We start from the raw sequence: 21,395 nt of genomic DNA, 5'->3' as shown, positions 1-21,395 counted from the left end.
GAACGGAATCGAAGAAGGGAGCCCGAATGACCGAATCGCCGGAGCCGGCCAGACTGACCATCGACGATCTGCTCGATCTGCAACAGGTCTCCGACGCGCAGATCCCGGCGCAGGGCGACCGCGTGGCCTACGTCGTCGCCGACAACGCCAGCGCGCACCACGAGCGCAAACCGGCCTCGCGCGTCTGGCTGGTCGATACCGAGAGCCCCAGCCCACGTCCCTTGACCGCCGCCGGCACGCGCGCCCACTCTCCCCGCTGGTCGCCGGACGGCGCGTCAATCGCCTTCCTCGGCAATCGCGATCCGCAGGGGCCGGACCAGCTGTTCGTCCTGGGCGAGTCGCCCGGCGAGGCAGTCCAGATTACCTCCGGCCGGGCCGGCGTCTCGGCCTTCGCCTGGACGCCCGACGGCCGCGGCCTGATTGCCGCCATCCCCGACTCCGCGCCGGAGGGGGAGGAGGCCGAGCAGGCGGCCGGCCGCGACTGGCTCCTCTACGAAGACACGTCCCGCCTGACCCGCCTCTGGCGCATCGACGCCACGACCGCCGAGCGTGCCCCGATCGCTCACGGCGACCTGCACGTCTGGGAGTTCGCCATCTCTCCGGACGGCGCGGCAGTCGTCGCGCTCGTCTCCGAATCGCCCCACAACTGGGCGTGGTACGCCGCTCGGCTGGCGCGCATTGACCTGGCCAGCGGCAATGTCGAGACACTACTCGCGGGAGACTGGCAGATGACCCGGCCAGCCTGGTCGTCAGACGGCCGGCACGTCGCAGTGATCGTCTCGGCGTTCAGCGATCAGGGTATGACTGGCGGGGACGTCATGGTCGTCGGGCTTGACGGAATCGCGCGGAATATCAGCGATGGCCACCCGCGATCATATCTGTCCGTCGAGTGGGTAGACGACACGCACCTGCTCTGCTCCACGATCGACGATGGGGAGCTGTCGATCGGCCGGCTCCGACAAGATGGCCAGTATCATGAGCTCTGGCGAGGCGAGCGGGGCATTGCCCGCTGGACCGGTCCGATTCTGTCCGTCGCGACCACTGCGACCGGGCTTCGCATCGCGGCGGTGCTCAGCGCCCCGGATGTTCCAGCTGATGTCCATCTTGCGACCGAGCACGACGGCGGCCTGACGTGGCAGCAACTGACTCACGAGAACCCGAGCGTGAGAGGCAAGCTGATGCCACGCCCGGAGGTAGTCCGCTGGCAGTCAATCGACGGGACCGACATCCAGGGGCTGCTGCTCCAGCCAGAGAAGACTACGAACGAGCCGCTGCCGACGGTTGTGTTGATCCATGGAGGTCCGACCGCGCTCTGGGGCTTCGACTTCATGGGCACGCGATCGATGGGCTGGGTTCAGCTGCTGGTTACGGCCGGCTACGCAGTCTTCCTGCCCAACCCTCGTGGCAGCATGGGCTGGGGTCGCGCCTTCGCCGAGGCCAACGTCGGCGACATGGGCGGTGGCGACTTCGTCGATATCCTGTCTGGCGTCGAGATGCTCGTCGAGCAGGGCATCGCCGACCCGAACAGGCTCGGCGTCGGTGGCTGGAGCTACGGCGGCTACCTCACCGCCTGGGCGATCACACAGACCAACCGCTTCCGCGCGGCCGTCGCCGGCGCGTCGATCACCAACTGGATCTCCTTCCACGGCGGCAGCACAATCCAGGCGTTCGACCAGGTCTTCTACCAGGACGATCCGTTTGGCTGGGACGGCCGGTACGGCCAGTTCTCACCGATGGCCCATGTCCGCAACACCCAGACGCCGACGCTGTTTCTCCACGGTGAGAAGGACCCGATCTGCCCGGTCGGCCAGGCATATGAGATGTGGCGCGCGCTCCGCGAGTGCGGCGTCGAAACGCAGCTCGCTGTCTACCCGCGCGAGGGCCACGGGCCGATCGAGCGCGAGCACCTGCGCGATGTGCTGGAACGCGGCGTCCGCTGGCTCACCGAACGCGTCTGACGGGGGACGAGGGAATCGGGACTCAGGACGCCAAGGCGTAGGGGCGAACCTCGTGTTCGCCCCATCTCGATCCGGCCCGCATTCAACCCCTGATCGCTACGGAATGCGCCCGAAGCCAGCCAGGTGAGCTCCCCAGTAACTGTCGCTCAACGAGGTCAACTGGACTGGCTCTCCCCAATTGACCGAGTGCAGGAAGTAGCCGTTGCCGGCGTAGATCCCGGAGTGGGAGATCCCCGCGTCCCAGGTTCCGGCGAAGAAGACAAGGTCACCGGGGCGCAACTGAGATTGATCGATCCGCTGGGTTGCGTTCCACTGTGGGCCCGAGCCGTGAGGCAGCTCGACTCCTGCCATGTGAAACGACCAGTAGACAAGGCCAGCGCAATCAAACCCGCCGGCCGCAATGTCGTCGCCGCCGGAGAGATACGGCATCCCGATCGCCTCCAACCCGTAGGCGAGCGCGGTAGCCTGTGTCAGTGGCGCGCCATCGACGTAGAGCTGCTGATGCAGCACTTGCTGGTAGCGCGCGAGAATCCCGAAGTCCGACGACGCTCGGTCGTGGCGTTCGGCTGGCGCCTGGCCAGTGTCGTCGATCATGCCGACAAACGACGCAACCGCAAGGTTCCAGTCGCCCCACCGTGCGTACGCTGCCGAGAGATAACGAGCGCCAGCAGTCAGGTTCGCGTCCGGATGAGTCAGGTCGCCGCCGGCCTGCACGACGTTTGCCATCTCCGGCGTGATCTGGGCCAGGCCGGTCTGTCCGTGAGAGCCGGTAGCGACGGCGGCGTTGCCGTCGGACTGAACCGCGATGAGCGCCCGCAAAGCGCCGGCCGGCACGCCGGCCTCGATCGAGACACGAGCGATGAGCGAAATCCATGGCGTCGTCGAGATCGTCAATGAGTGCGTCGGCTCTTGTGCCTGGGCTACTGTCGTCCCGCCCGGCATCAAGCCCGGCGCGATCGACGAGACAAGCAACGTCCCGCCGAGCAACAGAAGGCCAAGGAAGTTATTCCGCTTGATAACGCATCCCCTCCACTGGGACTATGCTGGCACGCTGTGAAACCGTCAGGTTCTGGCGCCGGCATGTACGTTGGCGGCGCAAGCCCCCCAGCCTGCGCGTTCGATCTGTTCAGATCCTGCCGAGGGAGGATTGTACGGGCGTTGCTGTAACGCGACAATGTGATTCGTGTCACAAAGACGTCACATCATTGTTATCAAAGGGCGTACGGACGCACCTGAATCGCCAATCTCCAACGTGTGGAGCTGGCGCAATTACGCAGGCCATGTCGACGAGGTCTCGGCCTCGCGCATCCGGCAGGCAACGGGTTGCATCATCCCGCTGTTCTCCGATATTGTCCCGCAAGCAGGTAGATCAGTGTGATGGAAGCAAAGGGGAAGCAATGGAGACGACCAACCAGGCGCGGCGCATCGCGCGGCTCCGTGTCGCAATGCGTGAAGCAGGGATCGACGCAGCCTACCTCACCTACGGCCCCGCGTTCCAATACGTCACCGGCCTCGAGACGCCAACGACCTGGGAGGTCGGCCGGCAGACCGGAGACTGGATTACGGGCCTCGTGCTGCGGATGGACGAGAGATCCGACGCTCATCCTGCGGCCTAGCTGGATACGCGAATATGCGGAAGGGTTGCCATTCGAGGTTATTATCCTGCCCGACGGCGCCGATCCCGACACATTCCTGGCCGAGTCGGTGCGGGCACTCGGACTGGACGGCCAGGTCATCGGCGTGCCGAAGATGCTCTGGGGACAAACCCTGCTGAGCTTGCAGGCAGCGCTGCCGGCCGCGCGTTTCGTCGCGCTGAGCGACGAGTTCATCGACCGGGTCCGGGAGATCAAGGACCCCGACGAGATCGAGACGTTAGAGGCTGCCGCCCGGATCACCGATGCCGCTTTCGCCGACGTCATCGCGAGCATCCGCCCCGGCATGCTCGATCGCGATCTGGCAATCGAGGTCGATTACCAGCTCAAGAAGCACGGTGGAGACGGCTACTCGTTCATCCCTGCCGTCGTCATCGACGGCCACGGGGCCCGCTACGCCCGCACCTGGGTCGATCGCGACGAGCCGCGCCCGCTGAACCACGGCACGTCGCTCGCCTTCGACCTTGGCGTGCGCTACCGCGGCTATTGCTCTGACTTTGGCCGCTCGGCCTTCATCGGCGAACCGGACCCGACCGCTCTGGCCGCGTGGCAGTCGATTACGCGGGTGATCCAGTTGGCAATGGCCGAAATGGGCGATGGTCGGATCACGCCGAACGGCATCCATGACTTCGTCGTCGACGAAGTGTCGAAGGATGGGTTCCGCGAGCAATTCTCCTGGTATGCGCTCGGCCACGCCATCGGAATGGACGTCCACGAGAACCCCTGGATGACGCCGGGCTTCGAGGAGCCGATCCGCGCCGGGATGTGCTTCGCGCTGGAGCCGAAGATCGGCATCCCCGGCCGCTTCTACGTCCGCTGCGAGGACGTGGTCGTCGTTGAGGGGGATCGGGCACGCCCGTTGACCCGCTATCCCTACGATCCGATCGTTATCGAATGAGCGAAAAGCCGCGTCGCGACCGCTATCGGTTCCCGGAGTCGCGCGACTCGCGGATCGCGATGGTCGCGACGCTGTTCGTCTTTCTCATCGTCATGGCGATCTTCATCGTCATCATCATCCGCCAGGGCACCTACACAATCGGCTCGCCGACACCAGTGACGCTGGTCGGGAGTGAAAGGATGTTGGCGACAGCCCACACGTGTGTATCGCAACTCCAGGCAGGGCCGCCGAATCTCACCGGCGGCCAACCCCCGACCGTCACTGCCTGTCACGCTCTGCCCGGGTGCCCCTTGGGCGATGGCTCCCGGCCGCGACGCATCTCCCCAGCATTCGGCTGCCACGAGCGTGGGGAGATCCCTCGCGTGCGCGCTCGGGATGGCAAGGATACGGGGGTGACTCTATCCCCTCGCCCTGTCAACCTGAGGCCGCAGTGAATCTGTCAGGCGAGCGAGCGATATTCGAGTCTTGTGTAGGGACAGCGCTCGCGCTGTCATCGCCGTGAGGCGACCCTCCCGGTTCGCACAGCGGCGCGCAACGGACGGTCACGCCCTGGGTCCATGCGAACGGCAGTGGCGGCCAGACGGTGCCGAGCGATGATAGCGCGGTGGCGGCCGTACGGGAGAGGGTCGCCTCACGGCGAGGACAGGCCCAGGCCTGTCCCTACGCACGGATCAACGGCTGCTCTCTCGCCTGACAGATTCACTGCGGTCGACTACTCAGTGCTCCGACTAGCATGATGTGACTTGTTGGCAGCCAGTCCCGTGTCCTGTCATGTGTCGCCCAGAAGGCACCCGGAGCGAAACATCCGTCCTCCCCGCTGCTGGGCGTACAGACGAGGGAAAACGGATCCTTCAGTCCGTTCAGAATGACAGAGGAAGGGGAGGCTGGCGCAACCAACAACCTGACACATCACGCTGGTCGGGTCACTCAGTGCTCCGACCAGCGTAAAGTGACTCGTTGACAACTACCCAGCCGCCCTGTCATGTGTCGCCCAGAGGGCACCCGGAGCGAAACATCCGTCCTCCCCCGCTGCTGGGTGTATAGACGAGGGAAACGGATCCTTCACTGCCGGGTGCCCTCTGGACGTCGGATGACAGAGGAAGGGGTGGCGGCCGCAACCAACACCGACACTTTACGCTGGTCGGAACACTGAGTAGTCAACCGCACTGATTCTGTGATTCTCGCGGGTTCCCCGATTCTGTCATTCTGAGCGCAGCGAAGAATCCGTTCCTCCCCGTCGGCCGCGACCGAACGCAGGGAGATCCTTCGGCTGCGGCTCGGAATGACAACGAGCGGTGGTGGCGGTCGCACCACAGTGCAGGACACATCACGCTGGTCGGAACACTCAGTAGTCGACCGCAGTGATCCTGTCATTCTCGCGGGTTCTCCGGTTCTGTCATTCTGAGCCGCAGCGAAGAATCCGTTCCTCCCCGGCGGCTGTGACCGAACGCAGGAAACCGGATCCTTCACTCCGTTCAGGATGACAAAGAAATGGGAAGCGGCCGGCCTGACACATTCACTGCGGTCGGAGCACTCAGGATGACAAAGACGCGGGAGTGGCGGGAGCAGTAGCGTCACCCCGCTCGGACATGCTCTGCCCAGAGGGCTCCCGGCAGCGACGCATCTCCCCACGCTCGTGGCAGTCCAACGTAGGGGAGATCCCTCGCGTGCGCGCTCGGAATGACAAGCCAGCGAGGCCGCTACGGAACCAACGGGCCGGCGATGGGACTTGGCGCAGCAGCCCATCCCCATCGCCCCGCGACTCGTCCCCTACTCTCCCCGGCCCAGGTGCCGGTCGTACCACTCGACAACGCGCCCCAGCAGGTCTAGCTGATGCTTACGCTCGCCGATGGTATGCGGCTCGCGCGGGTATGTCACCAACTGTGTCTCGACTCCGACCGCCTTCAACCCCTCGTACAGCTCATAACCCTGCGTTGGCGGAACGCGAGCGTCGGCCCCTCCGTAGAGGATCAGGGTCGGCGTCGTCGCGTTGCCGATCAGCCGGATCGGGGACAGCCGCCAGTGCGTCTCGACATCGTCGACAACCGACCCGAGGTAGGCGTCGAACACACCGCGAACATCCGCCGTTCCCTGGAAGCTGACCCAGTTCGAAATGCCTGCGCCGGAGACAGCTGCCTTGAAGCGATTGCTATGGGTGATCGTCCAGTTCGTCAGGAATCCGCCGCCGCTCCAGCCGCCGACGACGAGCTGCTCCGGATCTGCGATCCCGCGCTCGATCATCGCATCGACCCCAGTGATCAGATCGTCCCAATCTGGCTCGCCATAGCAGCCGACGATGGCGCAAAGAAACTCCGAGCCCTGGCCGGACGATCCACGCGGGTTCGGCATCAGCACTGCATAGCCGCGCTGAGCCAGGAACTGACCCCAGTCGTGCCAGTTCGTGTAGAGCTGAGTCGTCCATGCGCCGCACGGTCCACCATGGATATGGAGAAGCAACGGATAGCGCTGCCCCTCCTGGTAACCGACCGGAAGGATCAGCAGGCCCTCGATCTCCATCCCATCGGTTGAAGTCCAGGTAACCTCGCGCATCTCGCCGAAGTCATAGTCGCGCACCCAGGGGTTCAGATCCGTCAGCTTGCGGGGCGTCCCCCCGATATCGGCGACGTACAGGTCTGCCAACGTGTCGTTGCCCGCGCGAGCGAACGCGACCCGCGAACCATCCCGCGAAACGCTCAGCGGATGCCCCGACCGGCCCGCGGAGCCGGCCGGCAGAGCGAAGGCCGCCTCGGCGCTTCGTGCCTCGACATCGACGAAGCGGATGGCATGCTGCTGTCCCTCCTCGATCATCGCCAGCAGGCGGTCACCTTCGGGCAGCCAGCTCACGCTGGTGAACGACCCCTTGTAGTCGGGGAGGACCACACGAGACTCACCGCCGCCGACCGGGATGATCCGCAGCGAGAACAACGACGGCATCCGATGTTCGCAGCCGATGAAGGCCAGCGTCGAGCCATCGGGGCTGAAGCTTGGGGCATCGCCAAGGCCCTCGAAGTTTCCGAGGCGATGCATCGTGCCGTCCATCTCGAAGGTCGCGAGATCCGGGGCGAACAGGTGGTCGGCCTTCGGCCCGGGAGCGACAACGGCAGCCAGCCCCTGTGAATCCGGCGCCCAGGAGAATCCACGTCCCGCGAGCGAGCCGACATGCAATCCCTCCGGGGAGATCCGCCGTGACTCCGGCAGCACCCCGGCAGCGCGGAGATCCTCCGGAAGGTCGATCACCCACAGGCTTGCGCGCTTCAGATCCGCGTCGACGACATGCTCGTCGTCACGTTCCTCCTGCCGGCGTTTCGCATCCGGAGACTCGCCGTCCATCGCGGTGAACGCAAGCATCCGACCATCCGGCGACCACTCGACGCTGGTGACCGGCCCCGGGTGCTCCGTGAGCCGGATCGCCTCGCCGCCACTGAGTGTGATGACGTACACCTGCGTGACGCCGCGCTTGAGCCGGTCCGACAGGAACGCGATGGCCGAGCCGTCCGGAGACCAACGGGGCGCGCCGTCCACGACCTCCGACGTTGTCAGCCGTCGAGAGGCGCCACCCTCGGTGCTCACCAGCCAGATCGCGCTGGTCGGGGCCTCGCCCTCGACTGACGCCGCGGTTGTTACGTAGGCAACCTGGCTGCCGTCTGGCGAGATCTGGATATCAGCAAGCACGGTCGCGGCCACCGCCACATCGAACGGCAGCATTCGAATATCAGTCACTTCTTCTCCACTAGCTATTCTCGCTTACTTACCGTAGTCCTCAGGCCGTCGAACACCTTGCTGGTGCTCCTGCAGCTTTGCCCACGAGTGCATTGGCAACTCGGGGACGCGCGGCAACGGCTCGCCATCGACCAACGTCTCCGTTGCGGTCAACAGCTGCGCGCCCGAACGCCGGTCCATGCCGGCATCGAAGAATGCGTACTCCCCTTCGTCTAGCCGGAAGATCGCGACGTCGGCCGGCGCTCCGACCGACAGCGTGCCGAGCTCGGGCTTGCCCATCGCCTTCGCCGCGTTCGTGGTCGCTCGCGCGATGACGTCCGGCAGGCTCATACCCAGGTTGAGGAACTTCGACAATGTAGTCGGCAGGTCGAACATCGGCCCCTGCCGGGCAGTCTGGTGGATGTCGCTGGAGATCACGTCTGGCACGACGCCCTGATCCAGCATCGCCTCGGTCACCTCGTAAGAGAACGAGCCGCCGCCGTGGCCGATGTCCAGCACCAGCCCGCGCTTCTGCAGCTCCTGTATCTCCGGGAGAACCTTGCCGTCTCCATCCATAATCCGCATGTCGCCGCCGGTGAAGCAGTGAGTCAGGATGTCGCCCGGACGCAGCAGGCCGGCCACCTCGCGGATCGTCGGCGGTCCGGAGCCGATGTGGACCATCAGCGGCAGTCCGACCCGGTCGGCCAGCTCACGCGCGCGCTCGACCGCCAGCAGGCCGACACCTCGTGTGGTGTTGCGGTCGATTCGCGCCTTGATCCCGAGGATCAGATCGCGATTCTCGTTGACGATCGACTCGGCGAGATCGACATTCAGGTAATCGGGGTTCGACAGTTCCCAGGTCGGCGCGACCAGACCAATCGCCGACAGGTTCAGCAACGCGAACGCGCGAATCCTGCTCGGCTCGACGATGAATCGGCGGAAGCCGGGGAACGTATACGATCCCGCACTGCCGACATCCAGCCAGGTCGTCACCCCGCTGACCGCGGCGACCGGGTCCGGCTCGATACCCCAGTAGGTGACGCCCCAGTAGATATGTGTGTGCAGATCGACGAGGCCCGGCGTCACGATCTGCCCACTCGCGTCGATGACACGCGCCGCGTTCGTCGCGTCGATCCCGGCAGCGACTGCCGCGACCTTCCCGCCGCTGATCGCGACATCCAGCTCCCCGTCAACTTCCGAGGCCGGGTCGATCACCCGCCCGCCACGAATCACGGTGTCGTACTGACCTGCCTGCATCTGTCACTGCCCTCCCTGCCGGCGGCATCGCCACGTCGCTCGGACAACCTACTGGCGAGGCCGGAGTCCGTCAATGGCTCTCGCGGGATTAGCCCGTGTCGTCTACCATGCGCGACGGAGAATGAGGGACGCCGGGAGAGAAAGGAACAGCAATGAACGTCTACATCTCGGTCGACATGGAGGGGATCACCGGCATCGTTCACGGCGACATGATGGGCGCGGAGGGACGCGAGTACGACCGTGGCCGGCGGCTGATGACCGGAGACGCCAACGCCGCCGTCGAGGGCGCGGCCCGCGCCGGAGCAGACTACATCCTCGTCGCGGACGGCCACGGCCCGATGCGCAATATCTTCTTCGAGGATCTGCACCCTGCCGCGCACCTGATGAGCGGCAGCGCGAACGCTCGCGACTACTGCCAGCTCCAGGGCGTCGATAGCCGCTCGTTCGACGCCGCGCTCTTCGTTGGCTATCACGCGATGGCGCAGACCTACGACGCCGTCCACCCGCACACCATCGCTGGCGTCGCCGTCCACGAGCTGCGCGTCAACGGCAAGCCCCACGGCGAGACCGGCCTGAACGCGGCAATCCTCGGCGCGCTGAGCATTCCGGTCGTGCTCGTCACTGGCGACCTGACGACCACGAAAGAAGCGCGGTCGTTCCTCGGAGAGCAGATCGAGACGGTCGTGGTCAAGGAAGCGAGCGGCCGCAACGCGGCCATCTGCCGGCCGCTGAAGGCCGCCCAGGATGACATCATCGCAGCCGCCGAACGGGCGCTCATCCAGCTCGACAAAGCCCATGTCTACGCGCCCGGCAGCCCGCTTTCGATCGAGGTCGATTTCCTGACGATGCAGCAGTGCGACCGCGCCGCGCGGACGGCCGGTATCGAGCGACTCGGCCCGGTCACGATCTCCGTCCCCGGCGACGACGCCTGGGAGCAGTACCGCGTCCTCTGGGCCGGCCTGCGCTCGTCGCTCTACGAACCAGCGTCGTGGCTCGCCTGACGGATTTAGCGTAGTACCGTCGCGGTGTTTCAGAGAGGAGCTCACATGTCCCGGCAGCAGATCCTCGACCGGCTCGACTGGCGCTCGATCGGTCCGACCCGTGGCGGGCGGGTGACGACGGTCAGCGGCGACCCGGCTCACCTCGGCGTCTTCTACTTCGGCTCGACCGGCGGAGGAGTCTGGAAGACCGACGATGCCGGATCGACCTGGCAAAACGTCTCCGACGGCTACTTCCGGCGCTCGTCGGTCGGCGCGCTGGCCGTCGCGCCATCCGACCCGAACGTCATTTTTGCTGGCATGGGCGAGTCGACAATCCGTGGCAACGTCTCGCACGGCGACGGCATCTACCGGTCGACCGACGCCGGACAGACCTGGCAACATATCGGCCTCGGAGCAGTCCGCCACATCGGTCGCGTCGTCATCCATCCTACGAATCCCGACCTGGTCTGGGTAGCCGCCTTCGGCCATGCCCACGGCCCCAGCGCCGAACGCGGCGTATACCGCTCGCGAGACGGCGGATCGACCTGGCAGCAGGTGCTATTCGTCAACGAACGCACCGGCGCCAACTTCCTGGAGATCGACCCGACCAATCCACGCATCCTCTACGCGTGCTTCTGGGAGGCAGAGCGCGGCCCGCACTATCTCAACAGCGGCGGCCCGGGCAGCGCGATCTTCCGCTCGACCGACGGTGGCGATACCTGGCAGGAGATCACGAAGAATCCGGGCATGCCCGAGGGGAACAAGGGCAAGATGGAGATCGCCATTGCCGCTAGCGGCAACCGCATCTGGGCGATCGTCGAGGCCGATCAGCTGACCAGGAAGAATGGGGTCTACCGCTCGGAGGATCGCGGGGAGACCTGGCAACAGCTCTCCAGCGACACAAACCTCACCGGCCGGCCGTGGTACTTCAACCACATTCGCGCCGATCCGCGCGATCCCAACACAGTCTGGGTGCTGAACTTCGAGATCTGGCGTTCGGTCGACGGAGGCGCGACGTATTCGGTCGTCGCCGGCCCGCATGCCGACTACCACGATCTCTGGATCGACCCGGCCAACACCGACCGCGTGATTCTCGCCGGCGACGGCGGAGGCTGCGTCAGTGTCAACGGTGGCCAGAGCTGGTCGACGATCTACAACCAGCCGACCGGCGAGTTCTATCACGCGGCCGCCGACACGCGATATCCCTATCGCGTCTACGGTGCGCAGCAGGACAACACGACGATGAGCGTGCCGAGCCGCTCGGACACCGACGCGATCGCGCTGACCGACTGGTACGAGATCGGCGGCGGAGAGTCTGGCTACATCGCGATCCGCCCCGACGACCCCGACATCATCTACGCGGGCGCGCAGGCCGGCACACTGACCCGCTACGACCACGGACGCGCACAGGTGCTCGACATCGCAGTATGGCCGGAGAGTGTCCGTGGCGCGGGATCGGAAGCCTACAAGTTCCGCACCAACTGGACGTCACCGACGCTCCTCGCGCCCGACAACCCCGACGTACTCTATTACGGGTCCAACGTCGTTCACCGCTCAACCAGCGGGGGCCGCGCCTGGGAAGTGATCTCCCCGGATCTGACCCGAGCCGACCCGGAGACACTCCACTCATCCGGCGGAGAGATCACCAAAGACAACAGCGGCGCAGAGGTGTACGCGACCGTGTTTACCATCGCCATCTCGCCGCTCGATCCGCAGGTCATCTGGGCAGGCTCCGACGACGGCCTCGTCCACATCAGCCGCGACCGCGGCGCGACGTGGGATGACGCGACCCCGTCAACAATCCCCGACTGGGCGCTGATGAGCCTCATCGAAGCCTCTCCCCACGACCCGGCCACGGCCTGGCTCGCGGCCACACGATATAAGCTGAACGACTTCCATCCGTATATTTATGTCACGCATGACTACGGCACGAGCTGGACGAGGATCACCAACGGCATCCCGGACGACATCTTCACCCGTGTCGCTCGCGAGGATCCGATCGTTCCGGGGCTGCTCTACGCTGGCTCCGAAGTTGGCATCTACGTCTCGTTCGACGCAGGCGCCAACTGGCAGCCGATGGCCGGCACATCGCCGGAGACCGCGAAGGTGGGGTTGCCCGTCGTTCCGATCCACGATCTCGTCGTCGTCGGTGACGAGCTGCTCGTCTGCACTCATGGCCGCGCGTTCTGGATCCTGGACGACCTGACACTGGTGCGCCAGCTCGCGGGCGACAACGAATCTGACGCGGCCCGCTTGTTCCAGCCGAAGGACACGGTCCGCTCGACGCGCCTGAGCGGCTTCGGCAACGCGGAGGTTCCCGGTCGCAACTACCTCTTCGTCGGCGGCATCGTTCAGACCTACATCCCGGTCAAGGATCAGTGGGGGCAGACACGCCGCCGCTTCCTCGATGCCGGCCACAACCCCGACGACGGCGTCGTCTTCTACTACATCCTCCCGGAAGCTCCGAAGGAGCCAGTCAGTCTGACGATCTTCGACGCCGCCGGCGCCGAGATCCGCGCGTTCCGCAGCAAGCCGCTAGCCAGCGGAGCGGGCAATGACACGAACGAGACGTATATCCCATCCCTCGCGGGGCTGAACCGATTCGTCTGGAATATGCGCCACGCCGACGCCGTCAAGCTCATGGCGAAGGGCGGCGATCAGCCATCAACGGTCGGCCCACGCGCCATCCCCAGCGACTACGAGGCGCGGCTGTCTGTTGGCCAGACTGAGCTGTCGCAGCGCTTCACGATACTGAAGGATCCGCGCTACGAGGCCACGCCGGAAGATCTGCAGGCACAGCTCGACTTCCTGTTGAAGATCCGCGGCAAGCTCTCCGAGACCAACACGGCGATCAACCGGATCCGCTCGGCCCGCGAGCAGATCGGCCGCTGGGTCGCGCGTGCGGAGCGCACGAGCGACGGGGCGAAGATCGCAGCTAAAGGCCGGCAGATCACGGAGTCCATCGACGCGATCGAGGCGGCGCTGATCCAGGTGCGGGCGAATAGCCCCAAGGACACGCTCAACCTGCCAGTCATGCTCAACTCGAAGCTCGGCCGCCTCGCAGGCGCGGTAGCCAGCGCCGACGAGCCTCCGACGAAGCAGGCCGTCGAGGTCTTCGAGGAACTGTCGGCGCGCATTGACACACAGGTCACCCGGCTGCATGGCCTGTTAGAAACGGAGCTCCCGTCGTTCAACGCGCTCGTCGCGCAAGCTAACATCGATCCAGTCGCGGTCGGCGACAACTGACTCCAACAGGCGGGGGGGCGGCAACACCCTCCCTCGACCCTCAGAATGACTCGGGAGAGAAGGGATCAGACAGGGTGGCAAGCAAACCAGAGGGCACGGTCGGGATCGTCGTCGGCAGCGCCAACGCGCGGGTCGGCATGCAGGCAGCGGTCGACGTGCTGCGTGGCGGTGGCAGCGCGATGGATGCGGCGATCGCCGCCGTGCACTGCGTCGAGGATAACCTCGAGGATTTCGGGGTCGGCACTGGTGGCATCCCCAACCTGTTGGGCGAGGTCGAGCTGGACGCAACGGTGATGGACGGCCGCACGTTGGCGGCCGGCGCGGTCGGCGCGGTCAAGGGCTACCCGCATCCGATCGATATCGCCCGCAAGGTGATGGAGGAGACGCCGCACGTGATGCTTGCCGGGGCCGGCGCGGAGCTCTTCGCCGAGACACACGGATTCGAGAAAGCCGAGCTACTGACACCCGAAGCCCGCGAGGTCTGGCGGGCCAGGATCATCGGCGATGTCGAAACGACCAGTAACGCCTACGAAGACCAGTACTCGACCTACATGACGACGGTGCGCCACTGGAAAGAGCTCCTCCACGACAAGATCTTCGGCACGACCAACGTCATCGTGCGGGATCTGGCCGGCGACATCGCCTGCGCGGTCTCGACATCCGGCTGGGGCTTCAAGTGGCCGGGCCGGCTGGGCGACTCGCCGATCATCGGCGCGGGCAACTACGCCGACAACCGCTTCGGCTCGGCGGCCTGCACCGGACGTGGAGAGATGGCGATCCGCTGTGCGACCGCCCACAGCGTCGTGACCTACATGCGCTTCGGCATGTCGCTGGAGCAGGCGTTGACCGAGGCGATGCGCGATCTGCGCCATCTCCCCGATCCCTACGCCGAACGGTCGAACGTGATGAACATCGTCGGGATGGACGCGCTGGGCAACGTCAACGCAACGTCGACTGCCGATGGCGCAGGCTACGTCGTCCAGACAGTCGAGATGGACGCGTTCGAGGAGCGGCCCCGGCTGGTCGTGCCGCTGAGCTAATCGGCGTCGAGCTTGCTGCCACCTCGACCATTGTCGTCGGGGTGGCGGCTACCCCACACCTGCGCTCCGATCCCGGCGGCGTCGCCATCCCAGAGCAGCGCCGTGCACTCCTCGCGCAGCAGGTTCTTCCAGAGCTGCGCGTTCTTGAACGTCTCCTCATCGGAGGAGAAAATACCGAAGACCGAGCGCGCCGCCACGACGATGATCTTGCGCCGGGCACGGCTGAGCGCCACTGTCAGCCGGCGTGGGTCCATCAAGAATTTGCTGGCGGTGACGAGGTACTGCGGGTCGCTCTCGGTCGCGCTGTAGACGATCACCAACCGTTCGTCTCCCTGGAAGCGTTCGACCGTGTCGACGGAGGAGTGGGTGATCATGCCCGTCTCGTCCACCTCGGAGAGAACGGGCAGGGCGTCCCGCAGGCCGGCCCGTTGCGCCCGGTGCGGCACGACGACGCCCAGGCCCGTCCGGCAGTCCAGCCCATAGACGGTCGCCAGCGTCTCCAGCACCGGAGCGATCAGGTTCTGCTCGAAGATATTCCGCAGCTGGCTTCGATCCTCGTCGTGGACGATGACCACGATCGGGTAGTCCGGCGCGAGCACCGCCTCGACGAATGGGTCGAGCCCGATCTGCGTGGGCAGCGTCCTCGTCTCAGTCGAGTGGAACTCGATCCCGTCCTCGGCGTAGATCTCGCGTCGGAGGAAATCGGCCATCTCGCTGTGCAGCCGGAAGCTGCGGCTGAAGCGGATGGTCGGCAGACCCATCTCCAGCAAGGTCTCGAAGAGGGATACGTAGGTGCGGTACTCCTGGAACGTCCGGCGACGTTCGTTCGCCCAGTCGTGCTTGACGATCGGCGGCATCTGCCGGTGATCGCCGACCGCGATTAGCTGACCGTCTGGCGCCAGCGCCAGCGCCGCGAGCATCGCCAGCGGCAGGTTCATTTGCGACGCCTCATCGATGATCAGGCACTGGAACAGGAGGTTCCCGAACATCCTCGGCGTCCCGTGCTTGCTGACGACTAGCGAACGCTGGGCGAGCGGCGTGCCGCCAACAACGCAATACCGCTCGCGCTCCAGATGGCCCCAGAAAGTCCTCTCACCCATCTTTGGCTGGTCAGCTGGCGGTAGCGACAGGATCGGCGAGTTTGGCTCCTCCTTCGGCTTCAGGCGGTAGAGCGGGACGCTCGACAATTCCGGCCGGAAGTACTGGCGGGCAATCACCGGGTGGCCGGCCATCAGCTCGGCCAGCTGCTCCTGCACCTCGGCGAGCTTGCCCAACAACACGTTGATTGCCGCGTGGGTATGGCACGAGACGGCGACGCGAAACGGAATATCCGCATTCATCGCGCCCTGCATCCGGGCAAGAATCGCGAATGCGGTCGTATAACTCTTCCCCGTGCCCGGCGGCCCCTGAACGACGAGATTCGGGTCGTCGCCGTGCTCGCCCATGTAGTCGAGCTTGCTCGGCTCGAAGTCGTCGAGCAGGCCGGCCGTATGCAGCGCCTTCAGCCCGTCGACGAACCGTCGCTGGCCAGCCTTCGCCGCCTCGGGCCAGTGGGCCATCGTGGGCATCCGGCCATCAAGCCGCTCATGCAGCGTGTTGGGGCTACCGTCGCTCAGCGCCGTCGCCAGCTTCATCGAGTGGCTCCCGGACCAGTCGTTCGGATCGCTGTCAAGCATGTACAGGTCACCGTCGCCGAAGCCTCGCTGCTTGTCCTCGATCGTCCCGAAGACAAATCCTGTCGCGCCCCTCGCGTTGGCATCACGCAGCTCGACCGTCACCCATGCCCGGCGAGCGTCGCCGTCCGAGTCGCGCTCGACCCGCAGTTCGGCCAGCTCCCCACGCGGCGCGTAGAGCATCGACTTGGCCGTCGGCGTGTATTCGCGTACTGGCGCGTCGGGTCGGCGATCGATGTCGATCCGTGGGTTGATCACCACCAACGAGTCGGCCCGTAGCGTCGTCATGCCGAGAGCTTCGTCCAGACCGCATTCCGCGCCGTCGACATCGATCCGGAATCGCAGCCGCAATCCCTCGATCGTCGGCTTTGTCGCTTTGTTCTGCTCCGTCGAGAGCTTCACCTTGTCGCCCGGTTCTGCCGCTTCCCTTGCATCCGCGAAATACTCGTCGCGCAACGTCGCGCGACGGCGGTTCTCGGCGTTGATCGCCCGCGTCCCAGGGTCCTGATCCGCGTCGAAGTAGCGAACCAGGAGCGTCTCACCGGACAGGATGCGCTTTTCCGGGGCGGGGTTTCGCGCGGCGCGCCAGGCGGCCAGCTCGACCAGCCGTTCGATTGTGACGAACTCATGCAGCGCGCCGGCCAGTGTTCGCGCCTTGCCGTCGGTCACGCTCAGATCCGACAGGGCGAAGGCGTTCTTCTTCGTGAGCCTGTTCGTCGGCAGATCGCGTGCGACATGCTCGATCGCCTCGAGACGGTGTCGCTCGAACCCGGTAAGCTGATCGGTGGTAATGGCCGCGTAGCGCCGGATGTCGGAGGTCTCGGCGTCCGACGGCAAGTCGTGCCACGCGCCATAGGCGTACTCCAGCGGGATCTGACTGTTGAACCGCGCCCGGCTCATGAACCACGACTCGTCGTCCTCCGGGTCGAAACGTCCCCAGAAATCGAACATCCGTCCGGCGAACGTCTTGCGATACGGCTCCGGGGTATTCCAATCGAACCCCAGCCAGGCTGCAACCGACTGTAGCGATTGGCAGACGAACGGGTAGTTGCGGCGTTGGCGAATTTCCTCGGACAGGAACGTCGTCAGCGGTGAGTCGTAGCCAGCCACCTGAGTCATGAAATCGTAGAGCGCCGTGGCGTCGAGGACCGACTGGAAGTGCCGCGCCAGCGCGTCGAGCAACAGGGTCTGGCTCAGCGAGTCCCAGAAGATCAGGTGGATCGGCGCGTTCGGCTCACCGTCTTCATCTGCCGCCGCGACCGCGACAATCGTTGCGAGTACCTCCGACATCCAGCCGATCAGCAGATCGCGTTCTGCAGCCGCGGTGTCGGGGGGCCCGCCGGCCAGCCGAACAACCACCCGGCGGCGCGTCTCGTGCTCCTCGCCTTCTTCGCAGCCGACGATCAGCGCGCCGAGCATGTAGACGCGATCGTGCAGATAGTCGCCCTGCACATCGACGTAGATCCGCACCAGGTTCGGATGCAGATCGGGGCTGCTCAGAGGCAGAGACCCATACCCCTTGTCGGGAATGAAGCTTGGCGGCTTCTCGCCATCGTGCCGCATCCGCGACCGATAGCTACGCGCCCTGAGAACCAGCTCGTCGACACGTGGCCCGATCGGCCAGGTCGTCGCGGCGCGCTGAGCCAGCGCCTCCAATCCGGGCGTCGAGACCAGATCGAGCGACCCGGGAGACGCTGGCGTTTTCAGCGCGGCCAGATCGGCCACGGTCGTGATCCCGATCTGCTGGAGCGCCCGCTTGTCGTTGATCGTCGCGTGCGGGAGCACCGACAGGTCATCGTGGGCAAACGCCCATTTCATGCAGAACTCATTGTAGATACAACTATCGCAGTGCCGATCGATGTGGAACGGCACATCGGCAAACTCCATTGCCGCCACTCGCCGCGCGGTCGAACGCTCGTCGGTAACGAGATCCCGCACCGACCCGAGGTACGGTAGTGGGTCGCGGATGACCTCGAGCAGCCCTTCGCTGAGCCCGAAGATCTCCATTGCCAGCGCCCGTTGATCGTCACGCTCCCGACGCTCGGCTTCGCTCAGCGCCGTATCGGGGGTGGATGGCCCGCGGTAGAGGATGCCTAGCTCGATTCCGGCCAGGTCAATGCCGGCTTCCGCGAAGACCGTGGCGATCATCTCGTGATAGAAGGCGACCTGCAGCCGGTGGTCGACCTTCGTCGCGCGGGTCGCCTTCATGTCAGCGATCAGCGCGCCCAGCCGGCCATCATCGTCGCGCGCCAGCCGCAGCAGGTCGATCGCCCCGCGGATCCGCCAGCCGTCGACATCCGCACTGACACGCGGCTGGAACAGAAGAACCGACTCGCCGGCCGGCAGCGAACGCGCCAGCTGCACAATCTCGGCGTTGTTATCGGTCCATCCGCCAGTCTTGGCCGCATCGCGGAAGCTGACTGTCCGTCCGCGCTCGGCAGCCTCCCCCTCGATGCGGTCTTCGAACTCCTGCCCAGAGCGCGGAAACAGCGCCGGAATCCGCTGGGCGCGCACGCCATACTCGCCCATGAATCCGGTGCCATGGGCGCGTTCGTGTAGCCGAAAGCGGAGGAACCGCTCGCATTGGCCCAGACGGACAAAACGCGCGACATCGGTCGGCACGATCGTCTTTGTCTGGCTCTCGGAGAGTGGCTGCAGCAATGGCTCGGTCATCGGCGGCGCATCCTTGAACTGATCGGCTCGATTACACGGGAAGAATACGACATTGCCTGGACGCAAACCCCGCGCGTGACGTCCGTGCTAAGGTCATCAGGGAATAGCATCAACCTGGGGCGGCCACACGCTTTTGCCGCCATCAATGGGCAATCCCCCTGTACAGGAGGTATTGTTGAGCCGCAGACAACGACCCGGCGCACCCTATCCGTTGGGCGCGACCTGGGACGGGAGAGGCGTCAACTTCGCCATCTTCTCCGAGAATGCAACCAGCGTTCGGCTCTGTCTCTTCGATGCCGGCAACCCTGCGGTCGAGAGTGAACAGATACCCCTCCACGAGGTGACAGCGCATGTCTGGCACACCTATCTGCCCGACATCCACCCCGGCCAGCGCTACGGCTACCGCGTCGATGGCCCGTACGAGCCGGGGAACGGGCTGCGCTTCAACCCCAACAAGCTGCTGATCGACCCGTACGCGAGGGCGCTCACTGGTCAACTGGACTGGGACGCACCGGTCTTCGGCTTCGACCTGCACGATGACGACGGCGATCTGTCGTTCGACGAGCAAGATGATGCCTGGGGCGTGCCGAAGGGCGTGGTAATTGACCCGGAGTTCGACTGGGACGATGACCAGCTCCCGCGTATCCCCTGGCAGGATTCGATCATCTACGAGACCCACGTCAAGGGCTTCAGCATCCGAAACCCCGCCGTGCCGGAACAGCTACGCGGGACCTACGCCGGCGTCGCGCACCCGGCCTCTATCGACTACCTCACCAGCCTCGGAATCACCGCCGTCGAGCTGATGCCGGTGCATGCATTCCTCGACGATGGTCATCTCCTCGAACGAGGCCTCTCGAACTACTGGGGGTACAACTCACTCTGCTTCTTCGCGCCCGATGGACGATACAGCAGCTCGGGTGACTGCGGCGCGCAGGTGCGCGAATTCAAGGCGATGGTCAAGGCCCTGCATCGTGCCGGCATCGAAGTCATCCTCGATGTCGTCTACAACCACACCGCCGAGGGCAGCGAGCTCGGCCCCACGCTGTCGCTGCGCGGCATCGACAATACCTCGTACTACCGCCTCGTCGCTGACGACCCGCGCTACTACTTCGACTTCACGGGAACAGGCAATTCACTGAACCCACGCCATCCCCAGGTGTTGCAGCTCATCATGGATTCGCTGCGCTACTGGGTCACCGAGATGCACGTGGATGGCTTCCGATTCGACCTGGCCGCCACCCTGGCCCGCGAGCTGCATGACGTCGATCGATTGTCGGCGTTCTTTGACATCATCCACCAGGATCCTGTCATCTCGCAGGTCAAGCTGATCGCCGAGCCGTGGGACGTCGGCGAGGGCGGCTACCAGGTCGGCAACTTCCCGGTGCTGTGGACCGAGTGGAACGGCAAGTACCGAGACACCGTCCGGCAGTTCTGGAAGGGCGACGAGGGCTTGATGGCCGACCTCGCCTACCGCTTGACCGGCTCGAGTGACCTCTACCAGAACGACGGACGAAAACCGTACGCCAGCATCAACTTCGTCACCGCCCACGACGGGTTCACGCTCGCCGATCTCGTCTCATTCAATACGAAGCACAACGAGGCCAACGGCGACGAGAACCAGGACGGCGCCGACGACAACATCTCGTGGAATTGCGGTGCGGAGGGGCCGACGGACGACCCGGAAATCAGGGCATTACGCGCGCAGCAGCAGCGCAACTTCCTCGCCACGCTCCTGCTCTCGCAAGGCGTGCCGATGCTATCGGGTGGAGACGAGATTGGTCGGACACAGGGCGGCAACAACAATACGTACTGCCAGGACAACGCGACCTCGTGGTACGACTGGGATCTCGACCCGGCCGGCGACGCGCTGCTCAGCTTCACGAAGCGGCTCATCGCTATTCGCAAGCGACACCCGGTTCTCCGCCGCAGACGATTCTTCCAGGGACGACGTGTCTACGGATCGGATATCCGTGACATCACCTGGTTCCGTCCCGACGGCAAGCTGATGACCGACGACGAATGGGATGCAGGATGGATTCGGACACTCGGCATGCGCCTGGCCGGCGATGCGCTCGGCGATGTCGACGAGCGCGGCGAACCGATCGTCGACGACACGCTGCTAATCCTGGCTTCCGCGCACCATGAGCCAATCGACTTCATGATGCCGGGCGTTCAGCCGGGGGTCGAATGGGAGCTCATCTTCGATACGAGCTCTCCGGGCCCGAACGAGCAACCACGACGGTACACCGTCGGCGAGAACTACCGGCTCGCGGGGCGGTCGGTTTCCTTGCTCAGAAGAGTCGATGAGTAAGGTCGCGT

The 21,395-nt window shown here is 65.2% G+C and carries 12 protein-coding genes; 8 read left to right on the top strand and 4 right to left on the bottom strand.

What is annotated here, in order from left to right:
- The first annotated feature begins 26 nt into the window (after positions 1–26).
- Entirely contained in the window at positions 27–1,958 is a 1,932-nt protein-coding gene (locus V9F06_04400) for a S9 family peptidase (protein MEI2616874.1), read from the top strand.
- A 96-nt stretch (positions 1,959–2,054) separates the two neighbouring features.
- On the opposite strand, the gene V9F06_04395 is transcribed toward V9F06_04400, so the two are convergent.
- A complete protein-coding gene (locus tag V9F06_04395) occupies positions 2,055–2,945 on the bottom strand; it encodes an NlpC/P60 family protein (GenBank protein ID MEI2616873.1) in 891 nt (296 codons plus the stop codon).
- Positions 2,946–3,355: 410 nt separating this feature from the next.
- On the opposite strand from V9F06_04395, the gene V9F06_04390 reads away from it, so the two are divergent.
- Genes V9F06_04390 through V9F06_04380 form a run of 3 tightly spaced genes read left to right on the top strand, consistent with a single transcriptional unit; the run spans position 3,356 to position 4,942 of the window.
- A complete protein-coding gene (locus V9F06_04390) occupies positions 3,356–3,574 on the top strand; it encodes an aminopeptidase P family N-terminal domain-containing protein (protein MEI2616872.1) in 219 nt (72 codons plus the stop codon).
- Positions 3,575–3,599: 25 nt separating this feature from the next.
- Complete coding sequence (locus V9F06_04385; GenBank protein ID MEI2616871.1) at positions 3,600–4,508, top strand: Xaa-Pro peptidase family protein; 909 nt, start codon at positions 3,600–3,602, stop codon at positions 4,506–4,508.
- Positions 4,505–4,942, top strand: a complete 438-nt coding sequence (locus tag V9F06_04380) for a hypothetical protein (protein ID MEI2616870.1) — start codon at positions 4,505–4,507, stop codon at positions 4,940–4,942. The genes V9F06_04385 and V9F06_04380 overlap by 4 nt, the downstream gene beginning before the upstream one ends.
- Positions 4,943–6,278: 1,336 nt before the next feature.
- Here the strand turns inward: V9F06_04380 and V9F06_04375 are convergent.
- Both V9F06_04375 and V9F06_04370 read right to left on the bottom strand, forming a co-directional pair.
- Positions 6,279–8,228, bottom strand: coding sequence for a S9 family peptidase (locus V9F06_04375; protein MEI2616869.1), 1,950 nt, complete (start codon positions 8,226–8,228; stop codon positions 6,279–6,281).
- Positions 8,229–8,252: 24 nt separating this feature from the next.
- On the bottom strand, positions 8,253–9,464 hold the full coding sequence (locus V9F06_04370; GenBank protein MEI2616868.1) for an amidohydrolase/deacetylase family metallohydrolase: 1,212 nt from the start codon (positions 9,462–9,464) through the stop codon (positions 8,253–8,255).
- A gap of 152 nt (positions 9,465–9,616) precedes the next feature.
- On the opposite strand from V9F06_04370, the gene V9F06_04365 reads away from it, so the two are divergent.
- From V9F06_04365 to V9F06_04355, 3 genes are all read left to right on the top strand, one after another.
- Positions 9,617–10,465: a M55 family metallopeptidase gene (locus V9F06_04365; GenBank protein MEI2616867.1), complete on the top strand. Its 849-nt coding sequence runs from the start codon at positions 9,617–9,619 to the stop codon at positions 10,463–10,465.
- 45 nt (positions 10,466–10,510) lie between these two features.
- On the top strand, positions 10,511–13,690 hold the full coding sequence (locus tag V9F06_04360) for a glycosyl hydrolase (GenBank protein MEI2616866.1): 3,180 nt from the start codon (positions 10,511–10,513) through the stop codon (positions 13,688–13,690).
- A gap of 74 nt (positions 13,691–13,764) precedes the next feature.
- A complete protein-coding gene (locus V9F06_04355; protein MEI2616865.1) occupies positions 13,765–14,730 on the top strand; it encodes a N(4)-(beta-N-acetylglucosaminyl)-L-asparaginase in 966 nt (321 codons plus the stop codon).
- On the opposite strand, the gene V9F06_04350 is transcribed toward V9F06_04355, so the two are convergent.
- Entirely contained in the window at positions 14,727–19,076 is a 4,350-nt protein-coding gene (locus V9F06_04350) for an AAA domain-containing protein (protein ID MEI2616864.1), read from the bottom strand. The genes V9F06_04355 and V9F06_04350 overlap by 4 nt on opposite strands.
- Before the next feature lie 175 nt (positions 19,077–19,251).
- Here V9F06_04350 and glgX point away from each other — a divergent pair, with 175 nt between their 5' ends.
- The gene (gene glgX / locus V9F06_04345) at positions 19,252–21,387 is read left to right on the top strand and encodes a glycogen debranching protein GlgX (GenBank protein ID MEI2616863.1); all 2,136 of its coding nucleotides are present in this window, start codon (positions 19,252–19,254) and stop codon (positions 21,385–21,387) included.
- Positions 21,388–21,395: the final 8 nt, after the last annotated feature.

This window comes from Thermomicrobiales bacterium, from assembly GCA_037045155.1.
Taxonomy (GTDB): Bacteria; Chloroflexota; Chloroflexia; order Thermomicrobiales; family CFX8; genus JAMLIA01.
Note: the sequence above shows the minus strand (reverse complement) of the source record. Positions and strands in the feature narration are given on the sequence as shown.

Bases quoted from the DNA above. Each gene is read 5' to 3' on its own strand.
- V9F06_04400 (MEI2616874.1), top strand. From the start codon at position 27: ATGACCGAATCGCCGGAGCCGGCCAGACTGACCATCGACGATCTGCTC.
- V9F06_04390 (MEI2616872.1), top strand. From the start codon at position 3,356: ATGGAGACGACCAACCAGGCGCGGCGCATCGCGCGGCTCCGTGTCGCA.
- V9F06_04380 (MEI2616870.1), top strand. From the start codon at position 4,505: ATGAGCGAAAAGCCGCGTCGCGACCGCTATCGGTTCCCGGAGTCGCGC.
- V9F06_04370 (MEI2616868.1), bottom strand. From the start codon at position 9,464: ATGCAGGCAGGTCAGTACGACACCGTGATTCGTGGCGGGCGGGTGATC.
- V9F06_04365 (MEI2616867.1), top strand. From the start codon at position 9,617: ATGAACGTCTACATCTCGGTCGACATGGAGGGGATCACCGGCATCGTT.
- V9F06_04360 (MEI2616866.1), top strand. From the start codon at position 10,511: ATGTCCCGGCAGCAGATCCTCGACCGGCTCGACTGGCGCTCGATCGGT.
- V9F06_04350 (MEI2616864.1), bottom strand. From the start codon at position 19,076: ATGACCGAGCCATTGCTGCAGCCACTCTCCGAGAGCCAGACAAAGACG.